The following is a 15,732-nucleotide window of genomic DNA, read 5'->3' on the forward strand; positions in this document are numbered from 1 at the left end:
ACCTATTTTAGGACGGGACAATAAATAATAAAAAAGGGAGAATCGTTATTCTCCCTTTTTTTGTATCTATTGCTTAACCGTTTATTCTTCAAACAGCTCTAACGAAAAGTTTTCTCCATCGTATACACCATAAGAGAAAAACTTAATCCAATCGCCCAATATCACGACCCTGCCTGTAGCAGAGATCATCAGATCGAGCATTATATGCCGATGTCCGAAGATGAAGAAGTTGATATTCGGAGCCAATTTCAAATGATTCTTGGCATAAACCACCAAGTGCTCTTTATCTTCACCAAAATAGTCAGGCATCTCGTCGTTCTCGCGGTTGTGGTTCGACCACCATTGCGCAAAGCCTACCGTCCAACGGGGATGAATAGCAGCATAAGCTTTTCTGCATATTTTGCTATGGAAAATAGAACGTAGAATTTTAAATGATGCGGAATCATCTCCTAAGCCATCTCCATGTGCCAGAAAAAATTTTTTGCCGAATATTTCTTTTACCAAAGGCTGAACATGAACAATCATACCACACTCTTTCTGTAGATAGTCGGTCACCCATATATCGTGATTGCCGATAAAGAAATGCACCTCTATCCCCATGTCTGTAAGCTCGGCTACTTTGCCCAAGAAACGGACAAATCCGCGTGGAACCACATTCCGGTACTCGAACCAGTAGTCGAAAATATCACCCAGCAGATAAACTGCCTGTGCATCTTGCTTTACCATGTCAAGCCAACGACACAGCTTGCGCTCCACCTCATGTTGTGGGAAATAACTTTCTTTGATTTTTACAGATGGCAATGTCATCATCTGTTGCTTATCCAGTCTTTTCTTATGAAAAGCAGAACCCAAATGGGCATCGGATAAAAAATAAACTTTCTTTCCCACCGCCTGTGTTTTATAAAAATCCTAACTCAAGTTTTGCCTCTTCGCTAAGCATATCTTTGTTCCACTCGGGCTCGAAAGTAAGATCTACGATCACATTATTGACTCCCGCAACCGACTGCACTTTATATCTTACATCTTCGAGTATAAAATCGGCTGCCGGACAGTTTGGAGCTGTCAGTGTCATTGTGATGGTTACATTTTTATCATCGTCTATGTCCACTTCGTAGATTAGTCCGAGATCGTAAACGTTGACTGGTATTTCCGGGTCGTAAACAGTCTTCAACATGTTTACTATTTTGCTTTCTAATTGTAATAAATCACTCATAATTCATTTTTTGTATGTGAGTTATAAACATTCTTTGGCATATAATGTTTACAATCACCCTCTGTTAGAGGTACAAAAATAATGAAAAAAGATGATTATACGAACATCGCCCGGTTCAAGTCGTATGCAAAATTAGCAACCCAAGAGCCAAAAGATGGTGCTTGCCTGAATCGACCGGTATCGTCGTGCCATATACGAATTATCTGACCCCGCGATCCCCTGTTTGCTGGAGCCATATCTAAACACAAGTGATTGCCTAAACCGTCGTCGGTAAAAGGTATCCACGAGCGACTATGCCACACTTCTTGTACGCCATCGTCTGCATTTGCCATCGCATCATCAAAAGCTCCGGTAGTAGCCAGACGTTGCCAAATAACCCATTCTTCTACAATACGTTCAAGACTCATCAACTCTTCTCCGTTGACGATACCATACGCATTGGGTATCTGTCCGTTATGTATTTTATAAAATTCTAGAAAATCGATGGGTAACTTTACACCAAGCACAGACTCGGCCCAGCCTATCTGTTCTTGCGTTGCCCCGGGTAGTAATACTGCATCAGGTTTCACGCCTCGTTTCAATAAATAGCTCTCTATACGAGGCCAACTTTCCTCTACAATTGAGTTTTGTGTAATAGCGGTTTTCATCTTTATACTTATTTTGCTCTTCTATATTCTCCCAGTGTCCATATAGCTGTAGTATGAGTTGTCACAAACAATAATATGATCGAGCAGGCGGATATCCATAATATGTCCTGCTTCTTTGAGCCGCTTTGTAATCTGATCATCATCGTCGCTCGGTTGAGTGTTTCCCGAGGGATGATTATGACACAGTACCATAGCCGAGGCTAAGGATTGGATACCTTCTTTCATTATCAGACGGATATCCACTACTGTTGCGGTCAAACCACCTTTACTTATCTGTATATTTTTCACCACTTTATTAGCCCGGTTAAGGAACAAAACCCATACTTCTTCATGCTTTAGGTCTGCTAATATCGGATGAAATATATCATACACATCTTTACTGGACGTAATTTGCGGACTGACAAGGGCTTCAGACAATTTCCTTCTTTTTCCCAATTCCAGTGCCGCCACTATTGTTATTGCTTTCGCTTCTCCTATTCCTTTAAAATCCTTTATAAGGTCTTTTATTTCCAATTTACCCAGAGTGTTCAGGTTATTAGAAACGCTATGTAAAATCCGTTGGGACAGCTCAACCGCTGTTTCGCTTTTATTGCCCGAACCGATCAGTATACCTAGCAATTCAGCATCAGAAAGTGCCGATACCCCTTTTAACAACATCTTTTCGCGGGGTCGGTCTTCTTCAGCCCAATCCTTAATGTTTAGTTTCGTATTAAGTTTCATGTAGGTTATTTGTCTCCTAGATCCATTCAACTTCAAAAATATACATAAAATTTGAATATAAAATATTTTTCATAAAAAAAATAAGGTCAGTTTTGAAAACTGACCTTATCCTCTATAAAAGTAATAATTACTATGCTTTTACTCTTTCTACATACGAGCCGTCGGCCGTATTAATTTTAATTTTGTCTCCTTCGTTAATAAAGAGCGGAACACGCACCTCAGCCCCTGTTTCTACAGTAGCCGGCTTTAACGTATTGGTTGCAGTATCACCTTTCAGTCCGGGTTCGGTATAAGTTACCAAAAGCACAACGTTCTGAGGCATTTCGGCTGTTAATACAGTTTCTGTTTCGGCATGAACCTGTACTTCTACCATATCTCCTTCTTTAAGAAAAGCCACTCCGGCTATCATATCCCCGGCAAGAGATATTTGTTCGAAAGTTTCGGTATTCATAAAGTTATACCCCATATCGTCCTGATAAAGGAATTGATACGGACGTCTTTCGATACGCACTTCATCCAGTTTCACTCCGGCATTAAATGTTCTTTCAAGAACACGTCCGGTAGTTACACTTCTCATTTTTGTACGTACAAATGCGGCACCTTTACCCGGTTTCACATGAAGGAATTCGATTATTACATAATATTGTCCATCGATATCGATGCACATACCGTTTCTTATATCTGCAGTAGTTGCCATTGATTGTATTTTATTGTTATTATTTTTTTCGAGTTGCAAAGATAATAAATTACATTTATCAGCCAACAGTTATCAGTTAACAAACAACTTAGAACTTATTACTTTACAAATCCCCTGTTCTTCAACAGATAAATCGGATTAGGTTCTGCGCCTCTGAACTTTTTGTACAATACCATTGGCTCTTCCGATCCGCCTTTCGACAATACGTTTTCACGGAACGATTTTGCAGTTTCCTGATCAAAAATATTTCCTTTTTCTACAAAAGCCTGGAATGCGTCAGAGTCCAAAACTTCAGACCACAAGTAGCTGTAATATCCCGAAGAATAGCCTCCGCTGAATACATGTTGGAAATACGTGCTTCTGTATCGAGGTATTATTTCGGAGATCAAGCCGATTTCTTTCATTGCATCTGCTTCAAATTTATCTACGTTCAGTTTTTCAAGACCTTCGCCATGTTTTGGGTCAAAGTTTGGAGAAGAAGCGGTCAGCGTATGCCATTTCATATCCAGAATTGCTGCAGCCACAAGTTCAGTGGTAGCAAATCCCTGATTGAAGTAACCCGCATTCTGAATCTTCTGTATCAGCTCGGCAGGAATAGTTTCACCTGTTTCATAATGCTTTGCATACATCTTCAACACTTCCGGCTCAAATGCCCAGTGCTCCATGATCTGAGAAGGCAGCTCTACAAAGTCGCGAACAACCGATGTACCCGACACGCCGTTGTAAGTACATTTAGATAACAATCCGTGCAATCCGTGTCCGAATTCGTGGAACATCGTTTCCACCTGATCGAGTGTCAACAGTGCAGGCTTGCCATCTGTTGGAGGATTGTAGTTACCTACATTGTAAATCAATGGATAAACAAACTCACCTTTATATACTTCCTGTTTGCGGAAGCTGCTCATCCATGCTCCCGGACGCTTGCCCTGGCGAGCAAAATCGTCGAAATAAATGATTCCGATAAATGAACCGTCAGCATCACTTACCTCGTATGCTTTTACGTCTTGCTGATATACAGGTATATCTGTTTTCGGCTTGAATGTAATGCCATATAGTTTGTTTGCCACAGCAAATACACCTTCACGCACATTATCCGCTTTGAAGTAAGGTTTCAATGCCTCTTCATCCAATGCGTATTTTTCTTTACGCAGCTTTTCGGCATAGTACCACCAGTCCCACGATTCTATTTTGATATCATGTCCTTCTTTCTTGGCAATAGCCTGAAGTTCGGCAGCCTCTTTTTGAGCTTGCGGCAAAGCATACTTCCATATATTGTTTAGCAGCCCCATCACATTATCAGGAGTCTTCGCCATTGTTTCTTCGAGCACATAGTCGGCATGCGATTTATAGCCAAGCATATTTGCTTTTTCGAGTCTTAAGCTAACTATCTTCTTGATGTTTTCTTTGTTGTCGAATTCATTTCCGTTGTCGCAACGCATATACATCGCCTTATATAGTTTTTCGCGAAGCGCACGATTGTCGGCATATTGCAAAAACGGTTCCCAGCTTGGTTTACTCAGACCAAACACCCATTTGCCTTCCAGCCCTTTGTCTTTGGCTGTTTTAGCAGCAGCGGCAATCACATCTTCAGGCAAGCCCGACAGGTCTTCTTTTTTATCAATTACCAATTGGTAGCTATCTGTCTCTTTCAACAGGTTTTGATTAAAACTTAGGGATGCGTTGCTCAGCTCTTTATTGATTTCACGCAAGCGTTTTTGCTTCGAACCATCGAGCAAGATACCCGAACGGACAAAGCCTTTGTATGTTTTATCCAACAACATCTTTTGCTCTGTTGTCAGGTTCTTTACTTGCAGGCTATCGTCGTACACGGTTTTGATACGTGCAAAAAGCTTTTCGTTGAAGTTGATATTATCATAGTGCTCGGTACGTAAAGGCGTAATCTCTTTTTCTATGTTCTGATACACAGAATCGGACATTGTACCCGTCATTACAGAAAATACAGAACCTACCCGATCAAGCATCCGGCCCGACTCGTCCAAAGCCACTACTGTATTTTGGACAGTAGGTGCTTCGGGGTTATTGATGATAGAATCAATCTCGGCATTATGACGCTTCATTGCTTCTTCGAAAGCAGGCATAAAATGTTCTGCTTTTATTTTATCAAAAGGAGGAACCCCTTCCGGAGTGTCGAATTCGGAAAAGAAAGGATTATCTTTCCCATCCTTATTGCTTGTAGTGTTACAAGAATAAACCATAATTAGAATACTAAGAATAAATAAGATTTTCTTCATACAAATAAGTTAATCGTGTGAATGATTAGATTTTATGACAAAAGTAAGTAAAAATAACGTTAAGGAGAAACATTTAATCGGCTTCCACAATAAAAAACAGCGGAATTAACAGATAATCCGATTAATTTTCTTAAACTTGTATGGTTTATAAAATTTAAGAATCCATGAACAAACTTCTAAGTAGCCGAAACCTCATTTGCACATTTCTGCTAATTAGCATTTTTTCATTCACCCGGTGTGCAGGCAGTATCGAAAGCAAGTTGCAGGCAATAGCAGCCGAGACAAATAAAGATTGCCCTAAGACATTGGATCAGTGGACTCGCCTAGATAAATGCGTTGCTGTAGGCAGTAGTAATTTTGAGTATCATCTTACCATACTACAAGTGGTGATAAGTGATACCACCACTTTCAAAACACAATTGAAGCCGCAGCTTTTGGAGGTATTGAAAACAAATCCCGACTTAAAAATATTCAGGGACAATGATATTACCGTAAAGTATATATACAACGACCAAAATGGGAAGTATATATTTTCTACAATCGTAACACCTCAGGAATATAAGCAATAAAAAGCATTACAAAATATGGAAGACAAACAACGCATGTTTAAAAATCCCTTTTCTGCAAAAGGCCGTATCCGCAGGCTAGAATATGGGCTTAGTTATCTTATTTACCTAGCATATTATTTTACTATCGCTCTCATAATGGAGTTATCCGGCCGATTGGAAGAAAGCGCAGCATTTCTTTTTTTATTTTTAATACCTGCCTATTGGTTTTTGATTACACAAGGAGCAAAAAGATGTCACGACAGGGGTAATAGCGGATTCTATCAGCTCATTCCTTTTTATGGTTTTTGGATGCTTTTTGCAGGAAGTGATTATGGCGAAAATGAATATGGGCTTAATCCCAAAGGCGAAGGCAACGAAAGTGTAGAAGATATGATAGACAATATAGGAGTACCCGAACAGGAGTAAAACAAGAAATAAATATGATACTAGACAAATTAGAAAACTCAGGAAAATACGAACAACTACACCCGCTGTTTAAAGAGGCATTCGACTATCTGAAATCGATTGATTTCTCAAAAGCCGAACCGACTAAGACAGAACTGAAAGGCAAAGACCTTTTTGTAATGGTAAGCGACAGCGACCTGAGAGCTGCCGAGAATGCAAAACCGGAGGCACACAACAAATATATAGATATACAACTGCCAATAAGCAGACCTGAAACCTTCGGGTGGAAAGCTCGCCAAGACCTGACGCATCCTATTGACAACTTTGATGAAGAAAAAGACATTCAGTTCTTTGACGACAAAACTGAAACACAGATAACAGTCTTACCCGGCAACTTTCTTATATTCTTCCCCGAAGATGGGCATGCCCCTTGCATAGACGAAGGACAGGTAAGAAAAGTAGTGGTAAAAATAAAAATATAAGTTCCGACCCCGCTTTGGGAGACGAACTGTAATTAACAATTGACAGACATGCTTAAACTCATTAAAAACGACCCTTGGTTAGAACCTTATGCAGCAGCGATAGAAGGCCGTTACGAATACATTCAGAAAAGAGAGGCCGACCTTACCTGCAACGGAAAGATCACTCTTTCTGAATTTGCCTCAGGACACCTGTATTTTGGGCTTCACAAAACAGAAAAGTCGTGGATATTCAGAGAATGGGCCCCGAATGCAACCGCTATCTATATGATAGGCGATTTCAACGGCTGGCAAAAAACTGAAGAATTCAGACTGCAACCAAACGGTAACGGTGAGTGGCAAATAGAACTGCCTCTGGACAAGATAAAACACCACGACCTGTACAAACTTATTGTATGTTGGAATGGTGGCGAGGGCGAACGTATCCCCGCATGGACAACCAGAGTAGTACAAGACCATCATACTCATATATTCAGCGCACAGGTGTGGGACCCGTTGCTGCCTTATGAGTTTCGCACAAAGAAATTTAAGCCCAACACGAATCCCCTTTTGATTTACGAATGCCATATAGGGATGGCTGTAGAAGACGAAAGAGTGGGTACATACGAAGAGTTCAGAATTAATGTGCTTCCCCGTATCAAAGAAGACGGCTACAATGCCATCCAGATAATGGCTATACAGGAGCATCCGTATTACGGGTCGTTCGGATATCACGTCTCCAGCTTTTTTGCGGCATCTTCACGCTTTGGCACACCCGACGAGTTAAAGCACCTGATAGACGATGCCCATGCGATGGGTATAGCTGTGATTATGGATATCGTACACTCGCATGCCGTAAAAAATGAAAAAGAAGGACTGGGACGATTCGATGGTTCTTATACCCAATATTTTCATGGAGGCAGCAGGCGTGAGCATCCGGCTTGGGATTCGTTGATTTTCGACTATGGAAAAAGTCAGGTCATACACTTCCTGCTTTCCAATTGTAAGTTTTGGCTCGAGGAATACAACTTCGACGGATTCCGTTTCGATGGTGTCACCTCTATGCTTTATTACTCGCACGGACTGGGAGATAACTTTAGCGGCTATGAGGACTACTATAACGGTAACGAAGACGACGATGCCATTTGCTACCTTACATTGGCAAACAAGCTGATTCACGAAGTACGCCCTAATGCCATTACCATAGCAGAAGAAGTAAGCGGCATGCCGGGACTGGCAACGAAGATAAAAGACGGCGGATACGGATTCGATTACCGCATGGCGATGAACATACCCGACTACTGGATAAAAATCATCAAAGAGCGAAAAGACGAAGACTGGCATCCTACAAGCATATTCTGGGAACTGACAAATCGCCGTGAGGAAGAGAAAACAATCTCTTACGCCGAGAGCCACGACCAAGCATTGGTAGGCGACAAAACAATAATATTCAGGCTTATAGACTCTGATATGTATTGGTATATGTCGAAGCATTACGGCAGTTCGTATGCCACCGACAGAGGAATAGCCCTGCACAAAATGATACGTCTTGCAACTGCCTCAACAATCAATGGTGGCTACCTCAACTTTATGGGTAACGAATTCGGACATCCCGAATGGGTAGACTTCCCTCGTGAGGGCAACGGGTGGTCGCACAAGTATGCCCGCCGACAATGGTGGCTGGCCGACAACAAAGACCTGCGCTATCATTATTTGGGCGACTTTGACAAGGCCATGCTTTCGCTTCTAAAATCGGAAAAGAAATTTGAGCAAACACCTATTATAAGGCTGTGGGACAAGGACGAAGATCAGATTCTCGCCTACATGCGTGGCAATCTTATATTTATTTTCAGCTTCAACCCAAACCAATCGTTCTACGACTATGGCTTCCTTGCTCCCGAAGGAAAATATCAGGTGGTGTTGGATACCGATTCGCTGGCTTTTGGAGGTAATGGTCTGACCGACGACAGTGTAGAACATTTTACGATACACGACGAGCTGTACCACAAAGACGGAAAAGGCTGGCTCAAGTTATACATACCTGCACGTACGGCTTTTGTACTGAGAAAAATAGACTAGCTCTTAGATAAAAGAAGTTGCCTAAAAGGTCGAATCCCCTCTACCTTTTAGGCAATTCTTATCTTTCAATCTTCAAAATTTCCACACCTTTCACCGAATTACATTTCAGTTCATCCTTCGAAAAACCCTTCTTAAGGATTGTATCGTAAACATCAACTCCGGGCATCATATCCAACCCTCTCTCTTCAGTTCTACCGGGAGATAAATAAAAATAAATAGAATCGACCGTAAATGATGCAACCTTCATCAGACTATATTCATTTTTGTCGTACCTCACATAGTAAACATCTCCCACCTGTGGACTCTCTACCTTGTCTTTTATATCCACTTCGCCGGATATAGCGTTTAAGACAACCCACACAAGGATAAAGATAACTAGTAGTGCGAGCACAGATGGTATAATAAATATCCACCGAGGGGTTCTGAACCGCTTGCGAATTTCGTCCGTCACAGGAAATTGTTGAATAGTAAACGATGTTTCGCATGAACAACAAACAGGAGTGAAGTGTTTAGTTGTCGGAAATAAAGGAATCCGAAGCAGATGAAAATAACGCTGATATGGCATCATCAGAATAGAATCTTCCTTACCACATGCAGGGCATGACTGTCCTGTGTGAATAGGAGAAGCAGACGTCCCCCTTGTTCCAAAAATAAAATTCATAGTGTACTCTATTATCGTGTAATTGTAAGTGTGTGTGCTTAGTAAGTTTCTACGAATATATTAAATTTTTATAAATAAAGATTACACTTATTTAGGTAAATTAAATAATAACGGATAATAATAAAAAGATTGACTATTTTTGTTCTGATTTCTTGAAAAGCCTATAATAAATGTAAGCTTACTGTTCGGAAATCACGAGAATAGATTAATCGCAATCACGGATATTCAGTGTAATCACAAAAATAAATTTTCAACCAAATGAGCTTATACCCATTAAAATTTAAACCTATCCTCAAATCCATTATCTGGGGAGGAGACGAAATATGTAAGTTTAAAAACGTAAGCCCGCTTCAGGCAGGGATCGGCGAAAGCTGGGAAATATCAAGTGTGGAAGGTAACGTTTCGGTAGTGGCCAACGGTGCGTTGGAAAACAAAAGCCTCGACGAAATTATTTCTACATACAAAGAGCAATTGCTCGGAAAGAAGAATTTTGAAACGTTCGGCACTACATTTCCTTTGCTTATCAAGTTTATAGATGCACGAGACAATCTGTCGATACAGGTACACCCTGACGATGAGTTGGCAAAGAAAAGACACAACTCTTTCGGGAAAACCGAAATGTGGTATGTTATCAATGCTGCTCCGGGCGCATTCCTGTATTCGGGATTCGAAAAAGAAATAACTCCCGATGGATATGTAAAAAGCATTGAGGACAATACATTTGTAGATTACCTTGCAAAACATGACGTTAAAAAAGGAGATGTATTCTTCTTGCCTGCCGGACGTGTTCATGCAATCGGTGCGGGAACATTCATCGCCGAAATACAACAAACATCGAACATCACATACCGCATCTACGACTACAACCGTAAAGATGCCAACGGTAACGGACGCGAGCTGCATACCGAATTGGCAAAAGATGCTATCGATTATAAATTGTACGACAGCTACCAAACAGCATATACCCGCAAGGAAAATCAACCGGTAGAACTGGAATCGTGCAGGTACTTCACAACCAATCTGCTTGAGCTTACCAAAGATATTACAAGAGACTATAGTAACAATGACTCATTTGTTGCTTATATTTGTATGGGAGGTGCTTGCAATATACGAGACAATAAAGGCAACGACCTGAGTGTGAAGCAAGGCGAAACAATCCTTATCCCTGCCGACACACAAAGCGTAAGCATCAGCCCCGAAGGCAATGTCCTACTTTTGGAAACATATGTATAGTTAGTTTATAAGATATTTATATAATAACGCGACACCATATTTTCCTTTCCGGGAGTGTATGGTGTCTTTTTTAGAAGAAAAATGAGAGGAGTATTGATTGTAAATACAGGCAGTCCGAAGACATGTGAACGAAAAGATGTAAAATTCTTTATCCGATCGATGCTTTCAGACCCCTATGTGATGACCGTTCCCGATTGGTTTCGACCTATCTTGGTCAACGGAATTATTATTCCGCTCCGTCAGTTCAGCTCTACAGCGCATTACGAACTGATCTGGGACAATTCGCTCGACGACTCGCCATTGATACATCAGGCAAAACAATTGTCCGAAAAGCTGGAAGAGCTCACAGGCCTCCCCACCGAACCGGCCATGAGATACGGACAGCCCGATACGACTGCCGCACTCGATTACCTGATGAACAAGAATAACCGATTGCACGAGGTGGTTGTGTTCCCACTGTTTCCTCAGTATGCAGAATCATCGTACAAGACAGCGGTAGATCAGGTTGGCAAAGAGTTTTTTAAACGTCCGTACCCTTTCAGACTAAAATTTATAGAGCCATACTTCAATCATCCTGCCTATATTTCTGCTTTAGCCGAAAGTATACGACCATATATCGAAAAAGAATACGACAAAATTATTTTCAGTTTCCACAGCCTGCCACTCGACCATGTAGAAGAAGGTTGGAAGAAAGGAAAAGAATTCGACTACGTATATCAAACCAAAGAAACGGTGAGGCTTGTGATTAAGGAACTTGGTATCGACACGAAGAAACCCCGCCAAACCTACCACTCGGCGATGGGCAAGAAATGGCTGGGCCCCGACTTGGATGAAATAGTAAAAGAACTGGCAGAAGAAGGTCAGAAGAAATTGCTGGTGGTTGCTCCGGGCTTTGCTGCCGACAATCTGGAGACATTATACGATATAGATATAAGGACAAAAGAACTGTTCCTTAAACAAGGAGGTACAGACTTTACATATATCCCTTGCCTCAACAGTGAGCCGCATTGGGTAGAAGCTGTAGCTAAAATAATTTCTTAGATGAAACGTATTTTATTCTTCAACGATGGCATGGAGACAGGCGGAACCGAAAAGATATTGGTGAGCCTGCTCAATCATCTGGCAGGGAAAGAGTGTATGATTACGCTTCTTTTGCCAATGCCTTCGGACAAGAATATTTCGATCGAAGAAATATCACAATCCATTACTATAAAGTATATATACAAAGAGAATACAGCACACCTGAAAAGAAAGTTGGGAGAGAATTTTATGGTATTCTTTCCCCACTTGTTTGCCAAATGGAAAGGCATAAAAGAATCTGACTATGATCAGATCGTTTGTTTCAAAGAAACATTCTTTGCTCGTATATTCAGCAAGATGCATTTATCCAAAATTTTATGGATACACAATATTTTATATAAACGGATATACGAAACAGATTCTTTGCGAGATAAATTCTCGGCATGGCTCAACAAGAAGCAATTAAAGGTCGTGCAATCTTCATACAACCATTTCGATAAAATAATATGCGTATCGGATGCAGCCAAAAACGCATATCTCTCGGTATTGCACAACGGAACAAGTCCCAATCAGGACATACGGGTATTATACAACGCTATAGACCTTACAAAAGCGATAGAAAAATCGAAACAAACGATAGAAGCCCTGCCTCAAGGACAAACTAACTTCATATTACTGACCCGCACTTCTCCCGAAAAACGTACCGACAGGCTGATTAGTGCAGCAAGAAGGTTAAAAGATGAAGGATACGATTTCCATATATATATAATAGGCGAAGGCATGGATAGCCAATCGATGCAAGATTCCATTACAATATCACACCTGCAGGACACAATCACGCTGAAAGGACGTATCGATAATCCTTTTCCTTATATATTACAATGCAAGTGGTCGCTATGCGTATCCGAGAGAGAAAGCTTTTCACTCGCCTTACTCGAATCGATGGCACTAAAAACACCTGTGATAACAACCAACTGCGGAGGCCCCGGCGACATTGTAGACGGAGGCAAATACGGCATCCTTGTAGACAATAGTACCGAAGGGGTTTATCAGGGCATGAAGATGGTTTTGGACAACCCTAACCTATCCGTCAAATACAGTGCAGACCTCGACAAGGCTGTCGCCCGATTCGACTATCAGGGATGGCTGAAAAGCGTGGAAAAACTATTGGCTGTTAATTCATAGCTTTTGGTGTACAAGCAGATAAATGCGCTCGGCTTTTATTAACAATCTGCCTGACTTTTCAACAAAAAATATCTTGTTACACATATTTAACTTCTAAATCCTATTTTTATTTATTTAATTTGTCGTCGGAAATTTTATTATTAACTTTCTCTATGGGTAAAATTATAGCATTAGCTAATCAAAAGGGTGGCGTAGGAAAAACCACCACCACAATCAACTTGGCGGCATCGTTGGCAGCACTCGAAAAAAAGGTACTGGTAGTAGACGCCGACCCTCAAGCAAATGCATCTTCCGGACTTGGGGTAGACATAAAGAAAGTAAACAAAACGATCTATGAATGCCTTATCGGTACAGCATTGCCCAAAGATGCAATCGTAAAGACCGACATAGAACGCCTTGATGTATTGCCTTCGCACATCAATCTGGTAGGAGCCGAATTGGAAATGCTGAACATAGAAAACAGGGAAAAACAACTGGCAGCAGTGTTAGTTCCCATGAAGGCCGATTATGATTTTATACTCATCGACTGCTCTCCGTCATTGGGGCTGATTACAGTAAATGCGCTTACAGCGGCAGACTCTATCATCATACCCGTGCAGTGCGAATATTTCGCCCTCGAAGGAATCAGCAAATTACTGAATACAATAAAGATAATAAAGAACAAGCTAAACCCGGCATTAGAAATAGAAGGATTCCTTCTCACGATGTACGATGCCCGTTTACGTTTGGCAAACCAAATATATGAAGAGGTGAAAAACCACTTCCAAGACTTGGTATTTACTACCGTTATTCAGCGGAATATCAAGCTCAGCGAATCGCAAAGTTTCGCTCAGCCGGTATTGGTATATGATGCAGCATCCAAAGGAGCGATCAATCATATGCAGCTGGCGCAAGAGCTTATTGAGAAAAATTCTTAACTTTGTTTTTCTGTAGAATATATAACTAACAATTATGGCTAAAAAAATGGTTTTAGGAAGAGGACTCGATGCACTGATTGCCATTGACGAAGTAAAGACCGAAGGCTCTTCCTCTATCAACGAAATAGAATTGTCGAAAATACAGGCTAATCCCGATCAGCCAAGACGTATTTTTGATGACGAAGCATTACAAGAGCTTGCATCTTCTATTCGGCAGATAGGTGTTATACAGCCAATTACTTTACGAAAAATAAACGAAGATTCATATCAGATCATAGCCGGAGAGCGTCGCTACAGAGCTTCACTCATGGCCTCCCTGACTACAATCCCTGCATACATAAAAACAGCAGAGGACGAAAATGTGATGGAGATGGCCCTTGTGGAAAATATCCAGCGTGAAGACCTCAACTCGATAGAAATAGCTTTGGCATATCAGAATCTGATAGAAACATATGATCTTACACAGGAACGACTGAGCGAACGTGTGGGAAAGAAAAGGACAACAATAGCCAACTACCTGCGCTTGTTGAAGCTTCCGGCTGAAATACAAATGGGCATCAGAGACAAGAAGATAGATATGGCACACGCCCGTACACTTGTCACACTCGAAGACCCTGCAGCTCAGCTCGAAGTATACGAACTCATACTTGAAGAAGGACTGTCGGTACGCAAAGTAGAAGAATACGTAAGAGCTATCAGCAAGGGAGAAAAGCTTGAAGACCTGCTTAAAGAAGAGAAAGCAGTAGAAACCGTAAAAAAAGCGGGGATAAAAAAGGCGACACCCGAAGAATTTGAATTGTTGAAAGACCACTTATCAAAATTCTTTTCTACGAAGGTTCAACTGACTTGCAACGAAAAAGGAAAAGGAAAAATTAGTATCCCTTTCAAGTCGGAAGAAGATCTGGAAAAAATTATAGCTATTTTTGACCAATTAAAAAAATAAAACGAAGTATTCTCCGTAATATCTATATGAGGAAGGGGTTAATAATTGGTTTGTGTTGCGTTTTAGGGAACTTTTGTCTGAGTAGCAATGCTCAGGAGGCACTTCCAAATGATTCTACCATTCTCAAAAATGCACGGCGGGAAGCAAAAGAAAACGCTATCAAGAGTGATACCGTATCTCCGCTGATAAGCGAAAAACCTGTAGTGGTATTAGCCGATTCTATAATTACAATTGGCAAACCAGAGTTTAAGCCCGACTCTAAAAAGGCAGTCTTATACTCGGCTATCTTTCCCGGAGCAGGGCAGATCTATAATCGCAAATACTGGAAACTCCCCATTATCTATGGAGGCGCATTAGGGCTTACCTATGCCATAACATGGAATGGCTCACGGTACAACGAGTATTCGCAGGCTTATAAAGACCTTGTATTGGGAACAGGAACAAGCTATCTGAATTATTATAGCAATAAAGATATCCAAGCAAATAAGCAGCGGTATATAGAGATATTTAAACGTCAGAAAGACTTTTTCAGGAGAAATCGCGACTTGGCTATTATTGCTTCGGTTGGAGTATATGCACTATGTATGATCGACGCGTATGTCGATGCTCAATTATATGATTTTGATATGTCTCCGGATCTATCCATGCGGATTGAACCCATGATCTGGATACCGACACCCTATTCGAAAGCCGCTTTCGGGCTTCAATGTATTATAAATTTTTAAACTAAGCAGGGTTCCTATCCCTTGCTATG

17 protein-coding genes are annotated in these 15,732 nt (G+C 41.1%); 10 read left to right on the forward strand and 7 right to left on the reverse strand.

Annotation, left to right across the window (positions count from 1 at the left end):
* Positions 1–81: 81 nt before the first annotated feature.
* From B3P17_RS13950 to B3P17_RS13975, 6 genes are all read right to left on the reverse strand, one after another.
* Positions 82–888, reverse strand: coding sequence for a UDP-2,3-diacylglucosamine diphosphatase (locus B3P17_RS13950; protein ID WP_252639527.1), 807 nt, complete (start codon positions 886–888; stop codon positions 82–84).
* 10 nt (positions 889–898) lie between these two features.
* A complete protein-coding gene (locus B3P17_RS13955; RefSeq protein ID WP_006843372.1) occupies positions 899–1,213 on the reverse strand; it encodes a metal-sulfur cluster assembly factor in 315 nt (104 codons plus the stop codon).
* 95 nt (positions 1,214–1,308) lie between these two features.
* Positions 1,309–1,860, reverse strand: coding sequence for an SMI1/KNR4 family protein (locus tag B3P17_RS13960; RefSeq protein WP_252639526.1), 552 nt, complete (start codon positions 1,858–1,860; stop codon positions 1,309–1,311).
* Between the two features lie 21 nt (positions 1,861–1,881).
* Positions 1,882–2,580, reverse strand: a complete 699-nt coding sequence (radC, locus tag B3P17_RS13965; RefSeq protein WP_291105940.1) for a RadC family protein — start codon at positions 2,578–2,580, stop codon at positions 1,882–1,884.
* 130 nt (positions 2,581–2,710) lie between these two features.
* Positions 2,711–3,277 carry an elongation factor P gene (efp, locus tag B3P17_RS13970; protein WP_006843375.1) on the reverse strand — a complete coding sequence of 189 codons (567 nt, stop codon included), beginning with the start codon at positions 3,275–3,277 and terminating at the stop codon, positions 2,711–2,713.
* A 98-nt stretch (positions 3,278–3,375) separates the two neighbouring features.
* Positions 3,376–5,529, reverse strand: a complete 2,154-nt coding sequence (locus tag B3P17_RS13975; RefSeq protein ID WP_291105942.1) for a M3 family metallopeptidase — start codon at positions 5,527–5,529, stop codon at positions 3,376–3,378.
* Positions 5,530–5,693: 164 nt separating this feature from the next.
* On the opposite strand from B3P17_RS13975, the gene B3P17_RS13980 reads away from it, so the two are divergent.
* Genes B3P17_RS13980 through B3P17_RS13995 form a run of 4 tightly spaced genes read left to right on the forward strand, consistent with a single transcriptional unit; the run spans position 5,694 to position 9,019 of the window.
* On the forward strand, positions 5,694–6,098 hold the full coding sequence (locus tag B3P17_RS13980) for a hypothetical protein (RefSeq protein ID WP_252639523.1): 405 nt from the start codon (positions 5,694–5,696) through the stop codon (positions 6,096–6,098).
* Positions 6,099–6,113: 15 nt separating this feature from the next.
* Positions 6,114–6,503: a DUF805 domain-containing protein gene (locus tag B3P17_RS13985; RefSeq protein ID WP_252639522.1), complete on the forward strand. Its 390-nt coding sequence runs from the start codon at positions 6,114–6,116 to the stop codon at positions 6,501–6,503.
* A gap of 14 nt (positions 6,504–6,517) precedes the next feature.
* Positions 6,518–6,964, forward strand: coding sequence for a YhcH/YjgK/YiaL family protein (locus tag B3P17_RS13990; RefSeq protein WP_252639521.1), 447 nt, complete (start codon positions 6,518–6,520; stop codon positions 6,962–6,964).
* A 48-nt stretch (positions 6,965–7,012) separates the two neighbouring features.
* Complete coding sequence (locus B3P17_RS13995; RefSeq protein ID WP_252639520.1) at positions 7,013–9,019, forward strand: alpha amylase C-terminal domain-containing protein; 2,007 nt, start codon at positions 7,013–7,015, stop codon at positions 9,017–9,019.
* A 58-nt stretch (positions 9,020–9,077) separates the two neighbouring features.
* Here the strand turns inward: B3P17_RS13995 and B3P17_RS14000 are convergent, their stop codons facing one another.
* Positions 9,078–9,680 (reverse strand): hypothetical protein, encoded by a 603-nt coding sequence (locus B3P17_RS14000; protein WP_252639519.1) that lies wholly within the window; start codon positions 9,678–9,680, stop codon positions 9,078–9,080.
* Positions 9,681–9,938: 258 nt separating this feature from the next.
* On the opposite strand from B3P17_RS14000, the gene B3P17_RS14005 reads away from it, so the two are divergent.
* The 6 genes from B3P17_RS14005 (at position 9,939) to B3P17_RS14030 (ending at position 15,703) form a co-directional block, all read left to right on the forward strand.
* The gene (locus B3P17_RS14005) at positions 9,939–10,913 is read left to right on the forward strand and encodes a type I phosphomannose isomerase catalytic subunit (protein ID WP_252639518.1); all 975 of its coding nucleotides are present in this window, start codon (positions 9,939–9,941) and stop codon (positions 10,911–10,913) included.
* Positions 10,914–10,994: 81 nt separating this feature from the next.
* Positions 10,995–11,954, forward strand: coding sequence for a ferrochelatase (gene hemH / locus B3P17_RS14010; RefSeq protein ID WP_291105946.1), 960 nt, complete (start codon positions 10,995–10,997; stop codon positions 11,952–11,954).
* Positions 11,955–13,118, forward strand: coding sequence for a glycosyltransferase (locus tag B3P17_RS14015; RefSeq protein ID WP_252639516.1), 1,164 nt, complete (start codon positions 11,955–11,957; stop codon positions 13,116–13,118).
* 152 nt (positions 13,119–13,270) lie between these two features.
* Positions 13,271–14,035, forward strand: coding sequence for a ParA family protein (locus B3P17_RS14020; protein ID WP_135104730.1), 765 nt, complete (start codon positions 13,271–13,273; stop codon positions 14,033–14,035).
* A 34-nt stretch (positions 14,036–14,069) separates the two neighbouring features.
* The gene (locus B3P17_RS14025; RefSeq protein ID WP_135104729.1) at positions 14,070–14,978 is read left to right on the forward strand and encodes a ParB/RepB/Spo0J family partition protein; all 909 of its coding nucleotides are present in this window, start codon (positions 14,070–14,072) and stop codon (positions 14,976–14,978) included.
* 26 nt (positions 14,979–15,004) lie between these two features.
* Positions 15,005–15,703, forward strand: coding sequence for a DUF5683 domain-containing protein (locus B3P17_RS14030; RefSeq protein WP_252639515.1), 699 nt, complete (start codon positions 15,005–15,007; stop codon positions 15,701–15,703).
* Positions 15,704–15,732 lie beyond the last annotated feature (29 nt).

Source organism: Dysgonomonas sp. UBA7630, assembly GCF_002483985.1.
GTDB lineage: Bacteria > Bacteroidota > Bacteroidia > Bacteroidales > Dysgonomonadaceae > Dysgonomonas.

What these genes read in the sequence shown, in the direction of transcription:
- B3P17_RS13955 (WP_006843372.1), bottom strand. Translation starts at nt 1,213, where the DNA reads ATGAGTGATTTATTACAATTAGAAAGCAAAATAGTAAACATGTTGAAG.
- B3P17_RS13960 (WP_252639526.1), bottom strand. Translation starts at nt 1,860, where the DNA reads ATGAAAACCGCTATTACACAAAACTCAATTGTAGAGGAAAGTTGGCCT.
- radC (WP_291105940.1), bottom strand. Translation starts at nt 2,580, where the DNA reads ATGAAACTTAATACGAAACTAAACATTAAGGATTGGGCTGAAGAAGAC.
- efp (WP_006843375.1), bottom strand. Translation starts at nt 3,277, where the DNA reads ATGGCAACTACTGCAGATATAAGAAACGGTATGTGCATCGATATCGAT.
- B3P17_RS13975 (WP_291105942.1), bottom strand. Translation starts at nt 5,529, where the DNA reads ATGAAGAAAATCTTATTTATTCTTAGTATTCTAATTATGGTTTATTCT.
- B3P17_RS13980 (WP_252639523.1), top strand. Translation starts at nt 5,694, where the DNA reads ATGAACAAACTTCTAAGTAGCCGAAACCTCATTTGCACATTTCTGCTA.
- B3P17_RS13985 (WP_252639522.1), top strand. Translation starts at nt 6,114, where the DNA reads ATGGAAGACAAACAACGCATGTTTAAAAATCCCTTTTCTGCAAAAGGC.
- B3P17_RS13990 (WP_252639521.1), top strand. Translation starts at nt 6,518, where the DNA reads ATGATACTAGACAAATTAGAAAACTCAGGAAAATACGAACAACTACAC.
- B3P17_RS13995 (WP_252639520.1), top strand. Translation starts at nt 7,013, where the DNA reads ATGCTTAAACTCATTAAAAACGACCCTTGGTTAGAACCTTATGCAGCA.
- B3P17_RS14000 (WP_252639519.1), bottom strand. Translation starts at nt 9,680, where the DNA reads ATGAATTTTATTTTTGGAACAAGGGGGACGTCTGCTTCTCCTATTCAC.
- B3P17_RS14005 (WP_252639518.1), top strand. Translation starts at nt 9,939, where the DNA reads ATGAGCTTATACCCATTAAAATTTAAACCTATCCTCAAATCCATTATC.
- hemH (WP_291105946.1), top strand. Translation starts at nt 10,995, where the DNA reads ATGAGAGGAGTATTGATTGTAAATACAGGCAGTCCGAAGACATGTGAA.
- B3P17_RS14015 (WP_252639516.1), top strand. Translation starts at nt 11,955, where the DNA reads ATGAAACGTATTTTATTCTTCAACGATGGCATGGAGACAGGCGGAACC.
- B3P17_RS14020 (WP_135104730.1), top strand. Translation starts at nt 13,271, where the DNA reads ATGGGTAAAATTATAGCATTAGCTAATCAAAAGGGTGGCGTAGGAAAA.
- B3P17_RS14025 (WP_135104729.1), top strand. Translation starts at nt 14,070, where the DNA reads ATGGCTAAAAAAATGGTTTTAGGAAGAGGACTCGATGCACTGATTGCC.
- B3P17_RS14030 (WP_252639515.1), top strand. Translation starts at nt 15,005, where the DNA reads ATGAGGAAGGGGTTAATAATTGGTTTGTGTTGCGTTTTAGGGAACTTT.